Genomic DNA, 484 nt, shown 5'->3' with positions numbered 1-484 from the left:
ACATTGGCGCAATGGGCAATCACTTTTTCAAAACAGCGGTTGACCGTTACCCGATACGGCTTGTGGCGCAAGGTTTTTGCCAAAGAGCGACCGATATGCAGGTTTTCCGGCACAATCACGGCACGCGGCGCAACCGCATACCAGAAAAACCAACCGTCGCGGCTAAACCACGGAAAAATCCCCTGCCCATACGCCGACAACAGCCGCCCCGTATCCAAATCGCCGCTGACGCCGACCAAGCCGTCACACTCTGCCAAAGCGTAAGACGGATCGGGGAAACGATAATCCCGTGGCGCAAGAAAAGGAATCTTCATCGCAAAGCCCATAAAGTTTCAGACGGCCTCAAGCTGAAAATGCCCAAGGCCGTCTGAAAAATCAACATACAAACTGCTTAACGTTTGGTTTTGGTTTGGCATTCGCCGCATACGCCGTACATATACAGCGCGTGATCGACGATGCGGTAGCCGTTTTCTTCGGCGATTTT

Annotated in this window: 1 protein-coding gene and 1 pseudogene; both read right to left on the bottom strand. The window is 52.7% G+C overall.

Going from position 1 to position 484, the window contains the following annotated elements; genetic code table 11:
• Positions 1–314 (bottom strand): leucyl/phenylalanyl-tRNA--protein transferase (locus tag ACTHSP_RS21750; RefSeq protein ID WP_440346976.1); only part of this gene is annotated, 314 nt, incomplete at its 3' end.
• A 77-nt stretch (positions 315–391) separates the two neighbouring features.
• A pseudogene (locus ACTHSP_RS21745) lies at positions 392–484 on the bottom strand (ferric iron uptake transcriptional regulator); the annotation flags it as partial.

The sequence above is a fragment of the Neisseria sp. P0001.S005 genome (assembly GCF_051963715.1).
This window is presented reverse-complemented; position numbering and strand designations above follow the sequence as displayed.